We start from the raw sequence: 16,965 nt of genomic DNA, 5'->3' as shown, positions 1-16,965 counted from the left end.
GGGACGAGCCGGCTAGGGCCGCTTCATCCGCTGGAGCTGCCGGTCGTGGCCGGAGTCGTGGCACGCCATACAGGTGGCGGCGTGTTCCATGTAGCGGTTGTGTCGGGCGATGAAGAACGGCTGCTCCTCGGCGATGGCGTCGGTGATGTGGCAGTCGACGCAGTTCTCGGTGGTGTCCTCGGGGTAGCGCGGCAGGGGATCGTTGTGGGGGTTGATCTGTCCGGTGACCGTGAGCCAGACCTTGCGCGTCCCCTGGAGCTTGTCGTAAGCGAAGCCCTTGGTGTGGCACTCGATACAGTCCACCTGCCGGTGCTCGCTCTGATCCCAGGAGGTCTTCTCGTAGGCGTGGCAGGCGGCGCAGAAGTGGTTGTTGATGGTCAGCTGATGGGCGCCGTAGCCGCCGCCCATCAGAATCGCCACCACCACCAGCAGCAGCGCGAAGATGCCGAGGGAGCCGAGGCGTCTCATCCGTGGGGTCCTCCGCGTGGTGTCAGCGCAGACGCTCGTTGCCTTCCCAGATCTTTTCCGCCTCCGGGAGCGGTTCCAGGTACTCGAGCCACGGGTGCGAGGCGAGGTGCTCCTCGTCCATCTGGAGCGCCCGGCTGTGCTCCATGATCGGCGGTACCAGCTCCTCGATGGGGGCGGCGAAGAGATCCGGGGCAATGGCGTAGTCGCTGGCACGCAGGGCCAGCTCCACGGCGCGGTCGCTGTACTGCTGGGACGAGGCCAGGGTGTCGAGGGCCTTGCTCGGGTTGTGGGCGCCGGCGCTGTTCTCGGCCGAGACGTAGTCCCAGTGCCACTGGCCACGGCGGATCAACTGCCGGGCTTCGTCGAGCAGAGCGCCGTCCACCTGTTCATCGTCCAGCTCCCGGGCCAGGCGCACGGCCTCGTGGGCGCGGACGGACTTCTCCTGGGCGATGTTCAGCTGCCGCCAGACCCGCTCCTGGTGGTATTCGGTGCGCTCGCGCAGCCAGCTCGGGGATTGGTCCTCATGACAGCTCTGGCACGCCTTCTCGATCATCTCCTCGCTGCTCAAGGGCGAGGTCAGGTGGTGCGAGGTGATGTCGGCGCGCCCTTTGCTGACCCGGGGCATATGGCAGTCAGCGCAGGCGACGTCCGCCTCGGCGTGGACGCTGCCCTGATACATCTCGAACTCCGGGTGCTGGACCTTGATCATCGGCGTCTCGGAGACCGGGTGCACCCAGTCGACGAACTGCCCCTTGAAGCCGTCGCGCTCCGGATCGCCGTCCTCCTTGAACTCGAACATGTCGCCCGGGTCCAGGCCCTCGTCCCACGGTAGGTGCGGCTTGGCGGCCACGCCGTGATCGCCGTCCTCGAAGTAGTACTCGACGTGGCATTGGGCGCAGACCAGGGAGCGCATCTCCTGGGTAGACTTGTTGCGCCAGTCCTTGCCCTGACGATCGAGGTACGCCTTCAGCGGCACGCTGGTGATCCTCAGCCGCATGTCGTCGTTGGGATCGTGGCAGTTGGTGCAGCCGATGGCGTGGTCCGCCGGATCGTGGATCTTGCGGTAGTCGTGGAAGTTCGAGGACCAGAAATCGTCGCCCTTGGCCTCCAGCAGCTGTGGCATGGAGTTGCCCTTGCAGTTCCAGCAGGTCGCCGGCAGGTCTGCTTCCTCGCTGTAGCGGTTGATCCGGTCGGTGGTGGTCACGTCGATGACGGCGTAGGTGTGCCCGCGGGCGCGTTCGTAGTGCCACGAGAACGGGTAGCCTAGCCACAGGTTCTTCAGGTACGGCTGGGCGTGCTTGTAGCCCTCGGGCAGAGGGTTCTCGCCGTCGTGCTTGTGGTGGGGCACGGAGCCGCCGTACTCGGTCATCACCGTGTCGTCCCAGTTCTTCTGGTAGGAGCGGTACTGCGGCAGGTGGCGGAAGGCGCTGTTGCCGATGCCGAGGCTCCACTCGTCGATGTCGTCGGCGGAGGTATCCGTGTCAGGGGCGTCGTGCGAATCCGTGGCGGTCTCCTCGTCGGCGGTGGCGCCGTCCGCCCCATCGTAAGCAGCGGTGGAAGCGAGACCGACGATGATCCCGATCAGGGTGAAACCCAGTACGGCTGCCCTCAGTTGACGTGTGCGCTCGCCCATTGTTCCCACTCCTCGGTAGACCGAGCCGATCACTGTCATCGTAGTGCTCAATGTTTACGGCCGTCCAATACAGAACCTTGCATGTCCGCGTGCCCGGCGGCAGCCTTGAACGTTGGTGCAGACCGATCATCCATCGCAGAGCAGGGGAGGAGAGACATGGCCGAAACCCGGCAGGGCCCGCCCGGCGGGAAGAAGCAGCGGCCGAAGAATCTGCCGCGCTGGGCCAGTTGGCTACTGGCGGTGGGGGTGCTCTTCGGAGCGGCGGGCCTGATCTGGCAGAGCCTGCCCGGCGGGGGCTTCAGTACCGATCTGAGCCGCATCGGGCAAGGGGAGCCGGTCGGGGTACTGACCCACGAGACCGCCAATCCGACGAGCATGGGGATCATGGATCAGCTGGACGGACTCGGTGAGGTGGAGCGCGCCGGGGTGTCGTTCATTGTCGCCGATCTGGGCACGCCGGAAGGGCAGGCGTTCGCCGATCAGTACGGGGTGAGCACCGCCGGCGTGCTGATGTTCTTCGATGCCCAGGGCGAGTTCCAGGATGCCCTGGCGCCCCCGCGGGATGCGGCGGAGATTCGTGATATGGCAGCGGAGGTCGGCGGCGGCTGACCGCCGGCGCAGGGTGCGGGGTTGTTGACCCCGCACCCTGCCGATGGAGGGCGTCAGCCCTCGCCTTCGGGGAGCTGTCGCAGGTTCGACTGGATGGCCTGGGCCTCTTGGGACTCCGGCGGCACGACCTCCAAGAGATCCTCCCAGTAGGAGCGCGCCTGATCGTAGTCCGCCTGGTTGTAGGCCGCCGTTCCGGCCAGCCACAATGCCCGGACATGGCCCGGATCGATCTCCAGCGCCCGTTCCAGATACTCCATGGGTTCGCCCTGGAGATTGCCGGTGGTGGCCGCCAGGATATCGGCGTACTCGGCGAGCAGGCTCGGGTCGTCGTCGGCCCCCAGGTCCAGGGCCCGCCGGAAGGCGTTCTCGGCCTCGTCCAGGTTCTCCAGGTAGATCATGGTGCGGCCGTAGAGCACCCACCCGGTCGGATCGTCGGGGCTCTGTTCCAGGCGCTCGCGCAGTTGCTGCGCCATGGCCTCGATCTCGTCCGGATCGTGCTGCTGTGGCTGCCCCGGGGCCTCGCCCTGCTGCTGGCGATCCGGCGTGGTGGGCGTGCCGGCCTGGGTGAAGGCACGCTCGTCGCCCAGGGAGTGGTACATGGACAGGGCCAGCACCGGCACCGCCACCGCGCTTAGCGTGGCCGCCGCGGCGACCACGCCGCGGCGGGCCCGGGGCATATAACCGGCCTGATCCTCCTCGCTGTCGATGGCCCCGCTCTGGACCAGATCCCGGTCCAGGTCGGCGATGGCCGCATCGTACTGCGCCCGGCTCAGCGTGCCGTTATCCAGGTCTTGGTCGAGCTCGCGGATGCGGTCCCGGTGGATCGCCGCGTTGATCTGGCGGCGGGATTGCGTCCGCGTCTGTGCCACATCCCGCAGCAGCGGGAAGAGCACGAAGATCAAGGCGATGATGCAGAGGACCACAATGGCCCCGACGAAGGCTCCACTCATCGATTCCCCCTTGGGTTAGTCGCCGCGCCGGAAGCGTTCCAGCGCCCGCCGCTCGGATTCGCTCAGGTCGGTCTGCGCCGCCTTCTGCTGACGATGGCGGACGACCTGCAGCCAGGCCACGCCGCCGATGACCAGCAGCAGGAAGGGGCTGACCCAGAGCAGGGCGGTGTTCATCTGCAGCGGCGGGTTGTAGCGGACGTAATCGCCGTAGCGGGCTGTCATGAAATCGACGATCTCGTCCTTGTCGTAACCGTCCACGGTCATCTCGTAGACCCGGCGGCGCATGTCGCCGGCCAGCTCGGCCGGCGACTCGTAGATGGTCTCAGTCTGGCAGACGGTACAGCGCAGCTGCCGGACCAGGGTGTAGTACTGCTCCTCCTGCTCCTCGGTCTCGAACTCCAGGGGTTCACCGATGGAGACCGCACCGGCCGGGGCCGCCATGGCCGCGCCAGCAAGCAGGAAAAGCGCCACGAGCAGCTCGCGGAGCCCCCGCGGGGTCTCGCCGCGGCGCGCCTGCAACGCTGTAAACAGTCTTGTGCTCATGACCGCTCTGCCTCCAGTTCCTCGATCAAGGGCAGGATGTCGTTACGCAGCACCTCGGCGTTGACCGGTCCGATGTGCTTGTGCCGGATGATGCCTTCGGCATCGAGTACGTAGGTCTCGGGGGTGGCGTACACGCCCCACTCCATGCCGGCCTCGGCCCGCGGGTCGTAGGCGATCTCGCGGAACGGGTCGCCGAAGAACTCCAGATAGCGATGGGCATTCTCTCGGCTGTCGCGATAATTGAAGGCGTGGATCGGGATCCCGCGGTCGGCCAGCTGCCGCCAGTAGGTATGCTCGTGGCGGCAGCTGTCACACCACGAGGCCCAGACGTTGACCAGGGCGATCTCTCCGATGAAATCGTCCCGGGTCAGGGTGACGCCGGCATCGCGCAGCGACTCCAGCTCGAAGTCCGGTGCTGGTTTGCCCACCAGCGGTGAGGGCAGGCTGCGCGAATCCAGAGTCAGCCCCACATACAGTAGCCCCAGGACCGGCAGGGTCAGCAGGAGCGGGAGGAGCAGTCGCTTGTTCATGACTGCGCCTCCGCCGAGGCTGGCCGCACCACGCGATTATCGCTGCTGTCGATGTTGGCCTCGGAGACCGTGCGCCGGTCGCCGGCCATGCGGTAGCGCCGGTCCGCGGCCGCCAGGAACCCGCCGAAGGCCATCAGCAGACAGCCGGTCCACAGCCAGAACATGTACGGCTTGTAGTAGAGCCGCATGGTCCAGGCCCCTCCACCCAGGTCGTCTCCCAATGAGACGTAGACATCGCGGGTCATGCCGCGGTTCAGCGAGGCCTGGTGCATGGGCATCTGCGGCTGTGAGTCGTAGAAGCGCAGCTGTGGGAAGAGCACGTCGATGACCTCGCCGTCCTGGTTGAGGACCTCGACGGTAGCCTGTTGGGCGTCGAAGTTCGGGCCGCGGACCACCTCGCTGTCGAGCATGCGGAACTGGTAGGCGCCGGCCGTGGCCGTATCGCCCGGTTCCAGCCGGACGTCCCGCTCGACCTCGTAGGTGTTGACCATGGCGATGGCCATGACCACCAGGGCGAGACCGGCGTGGGCCAGGTGCATGCCGAAGAAGCTCGGCCGCAGGGCGGCCTGCAGCGCCGTGGCAACGCCCTGCTGACGTCGGCGGTTGAACCGGCGGACCAGGTCCGTCCCGGCGGTGAGTAGGATCCACGCCGCCAAGCCCAGGCCGAAGGCGGTGAGCGGGTTCCAGGCCCCCATGGTCAGCGGCCAGACGCCGCCGATCAGCGCGCTGACCAGCAGGATCCAGCGCAGCTGCCGGACCGTCTCCATCGGATCCGACTGCTTCCAGGAGACCACCGGCCCGATGCCGATCAGGAACAGCAGTGGCAGCATCAGCGGCATGAAGACCGCGTCGAAGTAGGGCGGCCCCACCGAGATCTTGCCGAGATCGAAGGCGTCGAGAGCCAGCGGGTAGAGGGTGCCGATGGCGATGGCCGCACAGGCGACCACCAGCAGCACGTTGTTGGCCAGCAGCAGCGACTCCCGAGAGTACCAGCCGAATACGCCGCCCAGCCCGACCTTCGGGGCCCGCCAGGCATAGAGCGCCAGGGAGCCGAGGAGCGTGACGGCGAGGATCGCCAGCAGGAACACGCCTCGGTCCGGGTCCGTGGCGAAGGCGTGGACCGAGGTGATCACGCCAGAGCGGACGATGAACCCGCCGAGGATGGTGAGCGCGAAGCTGACGATGGCCAGCATCACGGTCCAGACCTTGAACCCGCCCCGTTTCTCGGTCACCGCCAGCGAGTGGATCAGGGCAGTGGCAGTGAGCCAGGGCAGCAGGGAGGCGTTCTCCACCGGGTCCCAGAACCACCAGCCGCCCCAGCCGAGCTCATAGTAGGCCCACCAGGAGCCGAGGCCGATGCCCAGGGTCAGGAAGCCCCAGGCGGCGGTGGTCCACGGCCGCGACCAGCGCGCCCAGGCGGCGTCCAGGCGACCGCCGATCAGCGCCGCTACGGCGAAGGCGAAGGCCACCGCGAGGCCGGTGTAGCCAATGAACAGCAGCGGCGGGTGGATGATCATCCCCGGATCCTGGAGCAGCGGGTTCAGGTCCGTGCCCTCGGTGGGTGCCGGGAAGATCCGCTCGAAGGGATTCGAGGTGAGCGCGGTGAACGCGATGAACGCCACCGCCACCATGCCGAGCACCGCCAGCACCCGCGCCAGCATCTCGCGGGGCAGGGCGCGGCTGAACACCGCGACGGCGACGGTCCAGGCGCTCAGGGTCAGGACCCAGAAGAGCATCGAGCCCTCGTGGCCCCCCCACACGCCGGTGATCTTATAGACCAGCGGCGGCGCGGTGGCCGAGTTCTCGGCCACGTAGCGGATGGAGAAGTCGTTGGTCACGAAGGCCGCCGTCAGGATCAGGTAGGCGGCGAGCAGGAAGACGAACTGCCCGACGGCCAGCGAGCGGCCGGAGTTCATCAGCCGGGCGTCGCCGGTGGCGGTCCCGACCAGCGGCAGGATCGACTGGATGACGGCCAGGCAGAAGGCCAGGATCAGGGCAAAATTGCCGAGCTCACCAAGCATCGTTAGTAGTCCCCGACTTCATCGACGGAGTGTTCGACCCGGTCCAGGGCCTCTTGTGCCTCGGCCGGCATGTAGTCCTCGTCGTGACGCGCCATGACGTTGTCCGCCTTGAACACCCCGTTGGAGGTGATCCGGCCCTCGACAACCACGCCCTGACCCTCGCGGAAGAGGTCGGGGAGGATGCCCTCGAAGTCGACGGGTACGCTCGCCTCGGTGTCGGTGACCCGGAAGCGGACCTGCGTGGAGTCGCTGTCACGCTCCACGGAGCCGTCCTCGACCAGCCCGCCGATGCGGAAGTGCCGCTCGGGCATGTCGGACTTGGCCATCACCTCGGACGGCGTGATGAAGAAGGTCATGTTGTCACGGAAGGCGTTGAGAACCAGCGCCGTGGCGACACTGACCCCGGCGACCACACCGAGTACCAAGAACAGCCTCTGGTGTCGCTTCTTCATCGTTTAGTCCCCCTGCGATTGTGCGGCCGTCGACCGTTGCGACTGCCGCTGAAGCATGGCCTGCAGGCGACGGCGGCGGCGGCCGACCAGCAGCCACTCGATGAGCAGCACCGCTGCCACCATGCCAAACGACCCCCAGACGTAGGCGGCGTGGCCGCCCATGGTCAGGAAATCACCAATCCCGTCCCACATCAGGCTTCTCCTCCCGATTCCGCAATGCGTTGCTCCCGCGCGGTCTCGTCAGCAGCCCGCTCGCGCTGATCGCGGGTGAGGCTGCCGGCTGCCGCCGCCCGGGCCCACTCCTTGCGCGACTCGCGGCTCAGGGCCTCGACCTGGGCGCGGCGCAGGACGATGGCAGCCGAATAGATCCAGAAGGCGGCGGTCATCAGCAGCAGCGCAGCGAGCATCGAGTCGGCCATGCTCGGACCGTCCGCGCGGATGACCGAGGCGCCCTGGTGCAGGTTGTACCACCACTCTACGGAGAAGTAGATTATCGGCACATTCACTGCGCCGACAATGGCCAGCAGCGATGCCGCCCGGCCGCCTTTCTCGCGGTCGTCGGAGGCGGCGTGCAGGGCGATATAGCCGAGGAAGAGGAAGAGCAGGATCAGTGTCGAGGTCAACCGGGCGTCCCAGACCCAGTACGTTCCCCAGGTGGGGGCGCCCCACAGGGCGCCGGTCCACAGGCCCAGGAACGTCATCAGCGCCCCGGTGGGGGCGATGGCCCGGGCCATGATGTCTGCCATCTTGATCCGCCAGATCAGGTAGATGGCGCCATAAAGGGCCATCAGCAGATAGAGGAACATGCCCATCCACGCCGCGGGTACGTGGATGAACATGATCCGGTAGCTGTTACCCTGCTGGTAGTCGGGGGGTGCGACAAAAAACCCCACGTAAAGCCCCGCCGCGGCGAACAATGCGGCGGCCGCCCACAGCCAGGGCACCAGACGCTGGGCGAGCACATAGAAGTTGGCCGGCGCCGTAAACTTGAGCCAGGGAATGGATCGAGCGCTCATGCGGTTTATCCCGTCGTTCTCCGTAGCGCGTTTGTCACTACGCCTTTGATCCCGGAAACGGGTGTCAAGTTCCCGTTACGCGGACGGTGTCGTTCAGTCCAGGGCGATGCGCAGGGCGCCAGCGATCGCCAGCGGCACCAGCGGAACCGCCAGGGCGAGCATGGCGCCGAGCAGCGATAGGTGCGCCTGGTAGGAGGCGTTGAACATCGCCTCCGAGACTGCTCCAGCGCCCAGCACCAGAACGGGTACGTAAAGGGGCAGGATGAGCAGCGCCATCAGGGCCCCGCCGGCCCGCACGCCCAGGGTCATGGCCGCCCCCACCGCGCCGAGCAGGCTCAGCACCGGGGTGCCCAGCAGCAATGATAGCGCGAGTACCAGCAGCTCCGCCCCCTCCAGACCCAGCGAGTAGCCTAGGGCCGGGGAGAGGATGACCAGCGGCAGCCCCAGCGACAGCCAGTGGGCCACCACCTTCGCCAAGGCCACCAGCGCCAGGGGCTGTGGCGACAGCGCCAGTTGCTCCAGGGTGCCGTCGCGCCAGTCATCGGCGAAGAGGCGGTCGAGCGAGATCAGGCTGGCCAGGGCCGCGGCGACCCAGACGCCTCCGGGGGCCAGGGTACGCAGCTTGTCTGGCTCGGGGCCGATGGACAGGGGGAATAGGGTGATGACGATGACGAAAAAGGCGACGACGGTCAGTACGTCCTGACGGCGCAGGACAATCAGCGAGACGTCGCGCCCAATAAGTGTCCAGAGAGACCTCGCCATGGCGTTGTCCTAGTCCAGATCCAGGATGCGCGGCTCGGGTAGGCCGTCGATGGATTGATGGCTGGTGGTGATGACCAGGCCTCCCTGCTCCAGGTGGGCGGCGATGCGCTCGAACAGCCAGGCGACGGCGCGTCGGTCCAGCGCGGTGAGCGGCTCGTCCAGGATCCACAGCTGCGCCGGGGAGAGCAGTAGGCGCGCCAGCGCCGTCCGCCGGCGCTGGCCCTGGGAGAGGTAGCGAACCGGAATGTCCTCGCGCCCCGAAAGCCCGGCCTGCTCCAGCGCGTCGAGGCGTTCGTCCAGGGTGCTCGACTCGCCGCGCAGCCCCTGGTGGATCTGCAGATTCTCCAGAGGGGTCAGCTCGTCCTTGACGGCGTCGCGGTGGCCGACGTAGAGCATCTTTCGGCGCGCCTGATCATCCAACCGGCGTATGCGCTGACCGAGCCAGCGAATCCGCCCGCGGGCCGGTTCGGTCAGGCCACAGAGGGTGCGCAGCAGTGTCGTCTTGCCGCTGCCGTTGCGCCCGCGCACGAAGAGCAACTCACCGGGGCCGAGGGCGAAGGAGAGGTCCTCGAAGAGGAACTCCTCGCCGCGGCGGCAGGCGAGTCCCTCGACCTGCAGGCGGGCGGCGCCGTTGTCTTCGGGCGCGTGCTGTTGCTTGTTCGGTGTATCGCTGCTTAGGGCGTCCATCGTCGGTCCCGGGTTGCCTCCGATGCCCTGTGGCGATCGCGCTCAGGGTATAAAAAAGGGAGCGCCGCCGGGCGCCCCCTTGTCGTTCCGCCAGGCTGGCGGAATCGCTCGCGCGATGGCGAGCAGTTTACGCCGGGGCGTAGACCGAGCACCAGCCCTCGCCCTTGACGAGGACGTCGGTGAAGCTCGGGTGCTCGCAGTAGCCCCAGTCGCCGTCCACGTAGTCCACCCAGAACTGGCAGTTCTCGCAGAGCTGGCCTTCCTGGTAGCGGGCGTGGTCGGTATCGGCGACGTCGTTCACGTAGTCGTGATCGTGGTCGTCCTCCGCCTTGGGCAGATCTTCCACGTCATCGGGCAGACCAGCCACGGCGGTGCCCTTGGTCACCAGCGTGGCCAGCGGGATGGCCGCCACGGCCATGGCGCCGGTCTTGAGGAATTTGCGGCGATCACCGTCGATCGGGTTGCTCATGCTCACCCTCCTTTCGGTCTTCTTCGATGGGTGTCACCGTGTGACACGGACGTTCTGATTTTGTTCCGAGGAGCTACCGGGGCGAGGGTGCCTCACCGGCCAACACGCGGCTCGTGTCCGTATCACGCAGGATGTAACCTTACTCGTCCACCTACTGCCGAGGCAAACGGAGTCGCGCCCTGGGACGTCGATCGACACTGCTGCGCCTGCTGCGGATGCTCCGCCCGTACCGCTGGCGCCTGGCCGCCGCGGCTGTTGCGCTGCTGATTGCAGCCGGTGGCGTGCTGGCCATCGGGCAGGGGCTGCGCCTGGTCATTGACCACGGGTTCGCCGACGGCGATCCGGCGATGCTCGACCGCGCCCTGCTGGCTACGCTAGCGATGATCCTGATCCTCGCCCTGGCCTCCGCCACCCGCTATTACCTCATCACCTGGATCGGAGAACGCCTCGCTGCGGATCTGCGCGGGCAGCTCTTCGATCGCCTGCTGCGTTTGGAGCCGGCGTTCTTCGAGCGCACCGGCGCCGGTGAGGTTCAGTCGCGGCTCACCGCCGATACCACGGTGCTGCAGAACCTGTTCGGATCGGCGCTGTCGATCGCCCTGCGCAACGCCCTGACCCTGGTCGGTGCCCTGGTGTTGCTGTTCGTTACCAGCCCGCGGCTGGCGACGCTGGTGGTGGTGGGGATCCCACTGATCTTGATCCCCATCTTCGGGTTCGGGCGGCGCGTGCGCAGCCTCTCCCGGGATAGCCAGGATCGGGTTGCCGATGTCGGGGGGTACGCTGGTGAGTCCCTCCACGCCATCAGCACGGTCCAGGCCTTCGGTCACGAGGCCGAGGATCGGCGACGCTATGCCGCCCGGGTCGAGGCGGCCTTCGCCACGGCTATCCGTCGCACCTGGCAGCGGGCGTGGCTGACGGGGGTCGCCCTTCTGTGCGTCTTCGGCGCGGTGGGTGCTGTTCTCTGGCAGGGCGGCCACGACGTCCTGGCCGGGCGGATGACGCCTGGCGAGCTGTCGGCCTTTGTCTTCTACGCGGTGCTGGCCGCCGGTTCGGTAGCTGCCATGGCCGAGGTGGCTGGGGAGATCCTTCGCGCCATGGGGGCCACCGATCGCCTCTTCGAGCTGATCGATGCCGAACCCAGGATCCGCGCGCCGACCCATCCGCAACCACTGCCCCAGCCGGTTCGCGGAGAGGTGCGTTTCGATGCTGTGACCTTCGCCTACCCGGCACGGGCCGAGCAGCCGGCCCTGCGTGGGGTGACCCTGAGGGCTCGCCCCGGGGAGCGGGTGGCGCTGGTAGGGCCTTCCGGGGCGGGCAAGAGCACGCTGCTGCAGTTGCTGCTGCGGTTCTACGACCCGGACGCCGGCAGTGTGCGGCTCGACGGCGTCGACCTGCGCGGGGTGGATCCGGCCGAACTGCGCCGATGCCTCGGGCTGGTGGCCCAGGAGCCAGTGCTCTTCACCGGGACGGCCGCCGAGAACATTCGCTACGGCCGTCCCGAGGCCAGTGACACCGAGGTGCGGGCGGCGGCGCGCGACGCCAACGCCCTCGGCTTCCTCGAGCAGCTGCCCCAGGGGCTGGAGACGGAGCTCGGCCCGGGTGGCGTCCAGCTCTCCGGGGGGCAGCGCCAGCGCGTGGCCATCGCACGGGCCATCCTGCGCGACCCAGCCGTGTTGCTGCTCGACGAGGCCACTAGCGCGCTGGATGCGGAAAGCGAGCAGGCCGTTCAGCAGGCTCTGGAGTGCCTCATGGTCGGCCGGACGACGCTGGTCATCGCGCACCGGTTGGCTACGGTGGTGGCCGCTGATCGCATCGTGGTACTGGATCAGGGGCGCGTCGAGGCGCAGGGGACCCATCGAGAGCTGCAGGCGCACAGTCCGCTGTACCGGCGTTTCTGTGCCCTGCAGCTGGGTGCTCTGGAGATCGAGACGCCTGGAAACGGGTCGCCCGTGTCATAATGACGCACAATGGCGAGGAGGTGGCATGAATCGCGTGACCGACGACCCCATCGCGCTGGAGCCGCTGCTGACCGAGACCGCCGACCCCTCGGCCGGGGCCCTGGTGGTCTTCGGCGGCACGGTGCGGGATCACCACGAGGGGCGACGTGTGGCGGCCATCGCCTACTCGGCTTATCGCCCGATGGCCGAGCGTGTGCTCGCCGAGTTGGAGGCTGAGGTGACCGAGCGCTACGGCGTGCAGGCGTGCCGAATCGTGCACCGCGTTGGCGAGTTGGCTGTGGGCGAGGAGAGCGTGGTGGTAGTGGTGCGTGCAGCCCACCGGGCCGAGGCCTTCGAGGCGGGGCGCTACGCCATCGACACGCTGAAGGTCCGGGCGCCATTCTGGAAGGACGAGCATTATGAGGACGGGACCCGCGCGTATCAATCGGGTGTGCCGCTGGCACCCTGACTGGCGCGGTAGGGACAACGACTGCCGGGGGAACGGTATGACGAATCTGACCCGCGAGGCCGTGGAGCAGGGGGTGAGTCAGGTCCAGGATTACTACTTGGGCACGGATCTGATTTCCGCCGGGTGCCTGGGTGAAATCACTGTCGACGGTGAGAGCGTCCGCGTAGAGGTGTCGCTCGGCTACCCGGCCGGGGGGTACCGCGAGACGCTCACCGACGAGTTGCGCGGGGCGATCCAGCAAGCCACCGGGTGCCGGGATGTTCAGGTGTCGGTCCAGACGCGGATCCACGCCCACGCCGTGCAGCCGGGGGTGAAAGCGCGGGACGAGATCAAGAACATCATCGCCGTTGCCTCCGGCAAGGGGGGGGTGGGCAAGTCGACGGTTACGGCCAACCTGGCGCTCGCCCTGCAGGCCGATGGCGCCCGGGTCGGCGTGCTCGACGCCGACATCTACGGCCCGAGCCAGCCGCGTATGCTCGGTGTTCGCGGGCAGCCCGAGTCGAAAGACGGCAAGCACATGCAGCCGATGCTCGGGCACGGCATCCAGGTGATGTCGGCCGGCTTCCTGGTCGACGAGGAGACCCCGATGATCTGGCGTGGCCCCATGGTCACCCAGGCCCTGGAGCAGCTGCTCACCGAGACCGCGTGGGAGGCGCTCGACTACCTGATCGTCGATATGCCTCCGGGGACCGGCGACATCCAGCTCACCCTGGCCCAGAAGGTGCCGGTCAGCGGTGGTGTGATCGTCACCACCCCCCAGGACATCGCGCTGCTCGATGCGCGCAAGGGGCTGCGCATGTTCGAGAAGGTGGATGTGGCGGTGCTCGGCATCGTCGAGAACATGAGTACCCACATCTGCTCGAACTGCGGCCATGAGGAGCACATCTTCGGCAGCGGCGGCGGGGCGGCCATGGCCAGCCAGTACGGGGTGCATCTGCTCGGCTCGTTGCCGCTGGACATCACCATCCGCGAGCAGTCGGATAGCGGCTACCCCACAGTGGCCGCCGACCCCGAGGGCCGGATCGCCACCGACTACCGACACATGGCGCGCAGTGTGGCGGCTCAGCTCTCGCTGCGCGAGCGCAGCACCGGCAGCGCATTCCCCAACATCGTCGTCGGCGGTTCCTCTGAGTAGCTGGCGGCCGGGGGCGCGGCCACGCAGCCCGGGCCGCTAGCTAGCGTGCCCAGGCAGTTGCGTAGCCAGCGAAGCGCTTGAGCAGCCCCGTCGCCTCTGGCGTCGCCTCGACCCCGCGGTAGAGGGCCAGGGGGGTGAAGCCCTCCCGGCGCAGGTCGGGGCGGCGCTGGAAGATGTAGCCGCGGGTGATGGCGGTGTCGAATTCCGGGTGGAACTGCACGCCCCAGGCGTGTCTTCCCCAGCGGAAGGCCTGGTAGGCGTCGTGATCGTTGGCGGCCAGCGTGACGGCCCCCTCCGGGAGTTCCAGGACGGACTCCTCGTGGGTGACGTGGGCCGGGAAGCGCTCCGGCAGGTGGGCGAATAAGGGGTCGTCGCCGGCCGGCGCCAGGCGCTGGACCGAGACCGTGCCGATCTCCCGGCCCCGTGGGTTGGGTCCGGCGCGTCCGCCCAGCGCGTGGGCCAGCAACTGGTGGCCGTAGCAGATCCCCAGAATCGGGATATCCGCGTGAGCGGCCCGGGACAGCCATTCGGCCGCCGCCTCGCTCCACGGCTCGCGATGGGAGACCATTGCCGGCGAGCCCGTGACGATGATTCCGGCCGAGCGTAAAGGGTCCGGCAGGGAGGCGGGGCCGTCAGTGGCGTCTACGGTGCGCCAGGGCGTGCCCCCCAGGCCGGCGCCGATCCAGTCCTCAAAGTCGCCCTGCCAGCGCAGAGGGGGCAGGGTGCGTCCGGTCTTGATGACCCACACCGTCTCGGCGTAGGTGGTGTTGTGCTCGCTCCTCATGCCGGAAAGCTCCTTATCGGCAGTCTGCAATCCCGTAGTGGTTCTCGCGGTGGGTTTCTACCGAGCCAGGCGGTTGCGTCCGCCCTTCTTGGCCCGGTAAAGCGCCTGGTCGGCGGCCTGGACGACGTCGTCGGCGCTCGCCGAGGTGGATTCGGGCTCGGCGACGCCGATGCTGATGGTAATCCGGGTCTCCTGCTCACCCCGCTGGCCCGAGCGTTCGCGACTGCCACGCTTATCGTCCGCCGGCCGGTCGGCGCTGCGCAGGCGAAACGGGGTGTCGGCGATCGCCTGGCGCACGGCCTCCAGTGCCCCGACAGCCTCATCCGGGCTGCGGCCCGGAAAGACCACGGAGAACTCCTCACCGCCGTAGCGGAAGGGCCGGCCGCCTGCGCCGACACGGCCGATATTTGAGGCTACACGGCGCAGCACCTGGTCGCCGATCTCGTGCCCGTAGGTATCGTTAAACGCCTTGAAGTGGTCGATGTCCATCATGGCGATGGTGTAGCGGCCGCTCAGCCCCTGCGTCAGGGTGTCCATAGCGCGCCGGTTGGGCAAGCCGGTGAGCCCATCACGGAAGGCCATGCGGTGGGCCTCCTGCAACACGGCGAAGAGCAGCAGGTGGAGGGCGACGACGGCCAGCAGGGTAGGCAGCACCAGGCTCCCGTGGCGCATCAGGCTCAGCTCCAGGCCGACGGTTGCCGTGACCAGCGCGCTGAAGGCGCCGATATGGGGCGGGTTGGGGTGGAGCAGGGCCCAGGAGAGCAGGCCGGCAACGGCCAGGACGCCGAGCAGCAGGCCCTGGTCGGGTAGACTGCTCCAGCTGCTGACGGCCGCAGGCAGGAAATGCGTCGCCGCCAGGGCCTCCAGCCAAGCCGGCTGGTGGCGGAAAAGGCCCAGCACCAGCAGGACCTGCAGCACCAGGGCCGCGCAGCGCCACAGCCCATCCCGGCTTAGCAGACCGCGTTCGTCGAGTAGCGCCAGGATCAGGATATTGATCGGCAAGAGGATGGCAGCGGCTGTGACGCCGTGGGCAGGTGAGGGCGCTACGCCCAGGCCAGCGATCGACAGGCTGATGACCGCCGCCTGGAGGGCCAGGTTGGCGCGCCGGTAGAGCAGCGCCAGCACGGCCACGAGGCCGCCCCCGACGCCAAGAATCTCCAGCTGGTGGGCCTCCAGCAGCGCGACCGCGGGGCGCGGGAACGGGGCGTTGAGCACGAGGATCCAGCCTGCCAGGGCGGCTAGCACCAGCAGGTGGAGCAGCCAGGCGGAACTGAGCAGGCGTTGTAAGGCGGCCATTCGGTCTCCGTCGCGGCAGCGTCAGGGCAGCCTAGGAATCGTAGCCCCACAGCGAGGCGAGCTGGAAGCGCTGCGTCAGCTGGTGCGTGGGCTCCAGAGAGGCGACGCTGGGCATGTCCGTCTGGCTGGTGTCCCGGTAAAGGGGGCGCGCCGTGGGCTGGCCGTTGGCCTTGATCAGGACCGCCACCACCGGATTGGCCCCGCGATGGCCGCGGTGGATGACGACCCCGCGTTCGCCGCTGTCCAAGGCGACAAAACTGCCGGCCGGGTAGATGCCGATGGTCTGGATCAGCCCCGAGAGGATATCCCGGTCGTAGATCTCTCCACTCTGATCCATCAGTTCCAGCAGGGCTTCCCGGACCGCGGTGGCGGGTCGGTAGACACGGTTGCTGATCATCGCCAGGTAGGTGTCGGCGAGGGAGAGCAGTCGCGCTCCCCGGCAGATTTGATCTTTGCGCAGGCCGTTGGGGTAGCCGCTGCCGTCGAGGCGTTCGTGGTGTTGGGCGACGACCTGGATCCAGGTTGTATCCTCGACCCCGGCGGCGGAGAGGCGTTCGACCGAACGTATCGGATGCTCTTCCAGATCCCTGCGCTGGTTGGCGTCGAGCGGCGTAGTCTGCTGGGCCAGGCGATCCTGGGTCTCGAGCATGCCGATGTTCGCCGACAGGGCAGCGAGGACGATGGAGCGTCGCTCGCTGTCCGGGATGCCCAGCTGGCTGCCGACGACGTCGCAGAGGACCGCCTGGCGGATCGGGTGGCGGATGGAGTAGGCAAACGCCTCATCGAGGTGAGCGGCACCGATGGCGGCATCGGCGTCGCGCTCGACCAGGTCGCCGATGCGGCTGGCCAGGTGGTCGAGGCGGCGGAGGAAGCGCTCGTTGTCCTCGCCGACCCATTTGAAGGTCTCTTGCAGCGCTCGGGAGATCTGATAGATCAGGTCGAAGGGGTTGCGGAAGGCGGCCAGGGCCAGCTCGCGACGCCTCGAGATCCCGCCGGTGTCCTCGCGTCCGGCAGCGACGTGGTAGGGGGTCCGGCCGATCTGCAGCAGCCGCTCCAGCTGCTCTCGGGAGCGCAGGATCGATCCGCGCCGCAACAGCAGATGGCCGTAGGCGTCCTCAATATCATAGGGGACGGGCTTACCGACCACCAGGTCGTTCGGCTGCACGGTGGCGCGCTTGGTGGGGATGGCCCGCTGATTCATGGT

19 protein-coding genes are annotated in these 16,965 nt (G+C 67.9%); 4 read left to right on the top strand and 15 right to left on the bottom strand.

Annotated elements, in window-relative coordinates; translation table 11 throughout:
* Nucleotides 1–12: 12 nt before the first annotated feature.
* Both HHAL_RS06960 and HHAL_RS06955 read right to left on the bottom strand, forming a co-directional pair.
* On the bottom strand, nucleotides 13–468 hold the full coding sequence (locus tag HHAL_RS06960; protein WP_011814164.1) for a NapC/NirT family cytochrome c: 456 nt from the start codon (nucleotides 466–468) through the stop codon (nucleotides 13–15).
* Nucleotides 469–490: 22 nt separating this feature from the next.
* Entirely contained in the window at nucleotides 491–2,101 is a 1,611-nt protein-coding gene (locus tag HHAL_RS06955; RefSeq protein WP_011814163.1) for an ammonia-forming cytochrome c nitrite reductase subunit c552, read from the bottom strand.
* Nucleotides 2,102–2,257: 156 nt separating this feature from the next.
* Here HHAL_RS06955 and HHAL_RS06950 point away from each other — a divergent pair, with 156 nt between their 5' ends.
* On the top strand, nucleotides 2,258–2,710 hold the full coding sequence (locus HHAL_RS06950) for a hypothetical protein (RefSeq protein WP_011814162.1): 453 nt from the start codon (nucleotides 2,258–2,260) through the stop codon (nucleotides 2,708–2,710).
* 53 nt (nucleotides 2,711–2,763) lie between these two features.
* Here HHAL_RS06950 and ccmI read toward each other — a convergent pair whose 3' ends face one another.
* The 10 genes from ccmI to HHAL_RS06900 form a co-directional block, all read right to left on the bottom strand.
* Nucleotides 2,764–3,660, bottom strand: a complete 897-nt coding sequence (gene ccmI / locus HHAL_RS06945) for a c-type cytochrome biogenesis protein CcmI (protein WP_011814161.1) — start codon at nucleotides 3,658–3,660, stop codon at nucleotides 2,764–2,766.
* A gap of 15 nt (nucleotides 3,661–3,675) precedes the next feature.
* A complete protein-coding gene (locus tag HHAL_RS06940) occupies nucleotides 3,676–4,203 on the bottom strand; it encodes a cytochrome c-type biogenesis protein (RefSeq protein ID WP_011814160.1) in 528 nt (175 codons plus the stop codon).
* Nucleotides 4,200–4,733, bottom strand: coding sequence for a DsbE family thiol:disulfide interchange protein (locus HHAL_RS06935; protein ID WP_011814159.1), 534 nt, complete (start codon nucleotides 4,731–4,733; stop codon nucleotides 4,200–4,202). Before HHAL_RS06935 ends, HHAL_RS06940 begins: the two co-directional genes overlap by 4 nt.
* Nucleotides 4,730–6,754: a heme lyase CcmF/NrfE family subunit gene (locus HHAL_RS06930; RefSeq protein WP_011814158.1), complete on the bottom strand. Its 2,025-nt coding sequence runs from the start codon at nucleotides 6,752–6,754 to the stop codon at nucleotides 4,730–4,732. The genes HHAL_RS06935 and HHAL_RS06930 overlap by 4 nt, the downstream gene beginning before the upstream one ends.
* Nucleotides 6,755–6,756: 2 nt before the next feature.
* Nucleotides 6,757–7,206, bottom strand: a complete 450-nt coding sequence (gene ccmE, locus HHAL_RS06925; protein ID WP_011814157.1) for a cytochrome c maturation protein CcmE — start codon at nucleotides 7,204–7,206, stop codon at nucleotides 6,757–6,759.
* 3 nt (nucleotides 7,207–7,209) lie between these two features.
* On the bottom strand, nucleotides 7,210–7,398 hold the full coding sequence (gene ccmD / locus HHAL_RS06920) for a heme exporter protein CcmD (protein ID WP_011814156.1): 189 nt from the start codon (nucleotides 7,396–7,398) through the stop codon (nucleotides 7,210–7,212).
* Nucleotides 7,398–8,222, bottom strand: coding sequence for a heme ABC transporter permease (locus tag HHAL_RS06915; protein WP_011814155.1), 825 nt, complete (start codon nucleotides 8,220–8,222; stop codon nucleotides 7,398–7,400). Before HHAL_RS06915 ends, ccmD begins: the two co-directional genes overlap by 1 nt.
* Before the next feature lie 93 nt (nucleotides 8,223–8,315).
* A complete protein-coding gene (gene ccmB, locus HHAL_RS06910) occupies nucleotides 8,316–8,984 on the bottom strand; it encodes a heme exporter protein CcmB (RefSeq protein ID WP_011814154.1) in 669 nt (222 codons plus the stop codon).
* A 9-nt stretch (nucleotides 8,985–8,993) separates the two neighbouring features.
* Nucleotides 8,994–9,671: a cytochrome c biogenesis heme-transporting ATPase CcmA gene (gene ccmA / locus HHAL_RS06905; protein WP_011814153.1), complete on the bottom strand. Its 678-nt coding sequence runs from the start codon at nucleotides 9,669–9,671 to the stop codon at nucleotides 8,994–8,996.
* 127 nt (nucleotides 9,672–9,798) lie between these two features.
* Nucleotides 9,799–10,140, bottom strand: coding sequence for a high-potential iron-sulfur protein (locus tag HHAL_RS06900; protein WP_011814152.1), 342 nt, complete (start codon nucleotides 10,138–10,140; stop codon nucleotides 9,799–9,801).
* 179 nt (nucleotides 10,141–10,319) lie between these two features.
* Here HHAL_RS06900 and HHAL_RS06895 point away from each other — a divergent pair, with 179 nt between their 5' ends.
* Genes HHAL_RS06895 through apbC form a run of 3 tightly spaced genes read left to right on the top strand, consistent with a single transcriptional unit; the run spans nucleotide 10,320 to nucleotide 13,681 of the window.
* A complete protein-coding gene (locus HHAL_RS06895; RefSeq protein WP_041595092.1) occupies nucleotides 10,320–12,098 on the top strand; it encodes an ABC transporter transmembrane domain-containing protein in 1,779 nt (592 codons plus the stop codon).
* Between the two features lie 25 nt (nucleotides 12,099–12,123).
* The gene (locus tag HHAL_RS06890) at nucleotides 12,124–12,546 is read left to right on the top strand and encodes a molybdenum cofactor biosynthesis protein MoaE (protein ID WP_011814150.1); all 423 of its coding nucleotides are present in this window, start codon (nucleotides 12,124–12,126) and stop codon (nucleotides 12,544–12,546) included.
* Nucleotides 12,547–12,583: 37 nt separating this feature from the next.
* Nucleotides 12,584–13,681 carry an iron-sulfur cluster carrier protein ApbC gene (gene apbC, locus HHAL_RS06885; protein ID WP_011814149.1) on the top strand — a complete coding sequence of 366 codons (1,098 nt, stop codon included), beginning with the start codon at nucleotides 12,584–12,586 and terminating at the stop codon, nucleotides 13,679–13,681.
* A 40-nt stretch (nucleotides 13,682–13,721) separates the two neighbouring features.
* Here the strand turns inward: apbC and HHAL_RS06880 are convergent, their stop codons facing one another.
* The 3 genes from HHAL_RS06880 to HHAL_RS06870 are packed head-to-tail and all read right to left on the bottom strand — an operon-like array spanning nucleotide 13,722 to nucleotide 16,962.
* Nucleotides 13,722–14,465: a glutamine amidotransferase gene (locus tag HHAL_RS06880; protein WP_011814148.1), complete on the bottom strand. Its 744-nt coding sequence runs from the start codon at nucleotides 14,463–14,465 to the stop codon at nucleotides 13,722–13,724.
* Between the two features lie 57 nt (nucleotides 14,466–14,522).
* Nucleotides 14,523–15,761 (bottom strand): GGDEF domain-containing protein, encoded by a 1,239-nt coding sequence (locus HHAL_RS06875; RefSeq protein WP_011814147.1) that lies wholly within the window; start codon nucleotides 15,759–15,761, stop codon nucleotides 14,523–14,525.
* Between the two features lie 31 nt (nucleotides 15,762–15,792).
* Nucleotides 15,793–16,962, bottom strand: coding sequence for an HD-GYP domain-containing protein (locus tag HHAL_RS06870; protein WP_041595091.1), 1,170 nt, complete (start codon nucleotides 16,960–16,962; stop codon nucleotides 15,793–15,795).
* Nucleotides 16,963–16,965: the final 3 nt, after the last annotated feature.

The sequence above is a fragment of the Halorhodospira halophila SL1 genome (assembly GCF_000015585.1).
Classification (GTDB): Bacteria; Pseudomonadota; Gammaproteobacteria; order Nitrococcales; family Halorhodospiraceae; genus Halorhodospira; species Halorhodospira halophila.
Note: the sequence above shows the minus strand (reverse complement) of the source record. Positions and strands in the feature narration are given on the sequence as shown.